Raw genomic sequence first — 1787 nt, 5'->3', positions numbered from 1 at the left:
AGAATAGTATCAGTATGTCACAGTATTTTATAAGAAAAGGTTTACAGAATAAGTTATAATATAAGTAAATGAACAAGCAAATAAGAAAGTGAGTAGAGTTATGACCGAAAAACTGACTTTTCCGGATGGTTTCTTGTGGGGCGGAGCGACAGCTGCCAACCAGTGTGAGGGTGCTTATAATTTAGAAGGTCGTGGATTGGCGAATGTGGATGTCGTCCCCATCGGTCCAGATCGTGAAGCCATTATCACAGGTCAGAAAAAGATGTTTTCGTTTGAGGAGGGCTATTTTTACCCAGCCAAGCAAGCTATTGATATGTACCATCATTACAAGGAAGATATTGCCCTTTTTGCGGAAATGGGCTTTAAGACTTATCGTCTATCCATTGCTTGGACTCGGATTTTTCCTAAGGGCGACGAAACAGTGCCAAATGAAGCTGGTCTAGCCTTTTATGAGGATTTATTTAAGGAGTGCCACAAGTATGGTATCCAACCTCTGGTGACTATCACTCATTTCGACTGTCCTATGCACTTGATTACAGAGTACGGTGGTTGGCGCAATCGTCGGATGTTAGACTTCTATGAAAAACTTTGTCGCACACTCTTTACCCGCTATAAGGGTTTGGTCAAATATTGGCTTACCTTCAACGAAATCAACATGATTCTCCATGCCCCCTTTATGGGAGCTGGGCTCTGTTTTGAAGAAGGAGAAAATCAAGAACTGGTTAAATATCAGGCTGCACACTATGAGTTGGTAGCTTCAGCTCTTGCGACAAAGATTGCCCACGAAATTGACCCAGAAAATAAGGTGGGATGTATGTTGGCTGCAGGGCAATACTATCCTAACACAGCCCATCCAAGAGACTACTGGGCAGCCATGGAGGAAGACCGCAAGAGTTACTTCTTCATTGATGTTCAAGCGCGTGGGGAATACCCAAACTACGCCAAGAAGCAGTGGGAGCGTGAGCGAATCGAGATTCAAATGACTGCAGAAGATTTAGAGTTGTTGAAGGACAATACTGTTGACTTTGTTTCCTTCTCTTACTATGCAAGTCTAGTAGCCTCAGGTGATCCAGAAGTTAAAGAATTAACTGCTGGAAATATCTTTGCCTCTCTCAAAAATCCTTATCTTGAATCCTCAGAATGGGGATGGCAGATTGACCCACTTGGTCTTCGTATCACCCTCAATGCTATCTGGGATCGTTACCAAAAGCCAATGTTCATCGTGGAAAACGGTCTAGGTGCTATGGATACACCGGATGAGAATGGTCATGTAGCAGATGACTATCGGATTGCTTACTTAGAGGCTCATATCAAGGCCATGCGAGATGCCATTTACCAAGATGGCGTTGACTTGCTTGGTTATACGACTTGGGGCTGTATCGATCTGGTTTCAGCTGGAACAGGCGAAATGAACAAGCGCTATGGCTTTATCTATGTAGATCGAGATAATGCTGGTCATGGAAGCCTCAAACGTAGCAAGAAGAAATCCTTCTACTGGTACAAGGATGTCATTGCCAGCAATGGTGCAAGCATTGAGTAGAGCACATTTGTTCACTATTTTTATAAAATCTTCTCCCTACTTTATAATATGTGAAAAAGAGTTCAATTAGATGGAGCTTTTTGCTATAATGAGGGGAGAAAAATCAGACAGGAGATCGACATGTCAGAACCATTATTTTTACAATCAGTTATGCAAGAAAAAATCTGGGGTGGTACCAAGTTACATGATGAGTTTGGCTACGACATCCCAAGTGAAAAAATCGGGGAATACTGGGCCATTTCAGCTC

The 1787-nt window shown here is 42.6% G+C and carries 2 protein-coding genes; both read left to right on the top strand.

All coding sequences use genetic code 11. The annotated features are described in order from the left end of the window. The first annotated feature begins 100 nt into the window (after positions 1-100). Positions 101-1540, top strand: coding sequence for a 6-phospho-beta-glucosidase (locus tag QZ359_RS06335; protein WP_000136868.1), 1440 nt, complete (start codon positions 101-103; stop codon positions 1538-1540). A 120-nt stretch (positions 1541-1660) separates the two neighbouring features. Next, on the top strand, positions 1661-1787 hold a 127-nt coding region (locus QZ359_RS06330), incomplete at its 3' end, for a type I phosphomannose isomerase catalytic subunit (RefSeq protein ID WP_365967555.1).

The organism is Streptococcus sp., assembly GCF_019414905.1.
Classification (GTDB): Bacteria; Bacillota; Bacilli; order Lactobacillales; family Streptococcaceae; genus Streptococcus.
This window is presented reverse-complemented; position numbering and strand designations above follow the sequence as displayed.

Excerpts from the sequence above, each read along its gene's own strand:
- QZ359_RS06335 (WP_000136868.1), top strand. The coding sequence starts at position 101 with ATGACCGAAAAACTGACTTTTCCGGATGGTTTCTTGTGGGGCGGAGCG.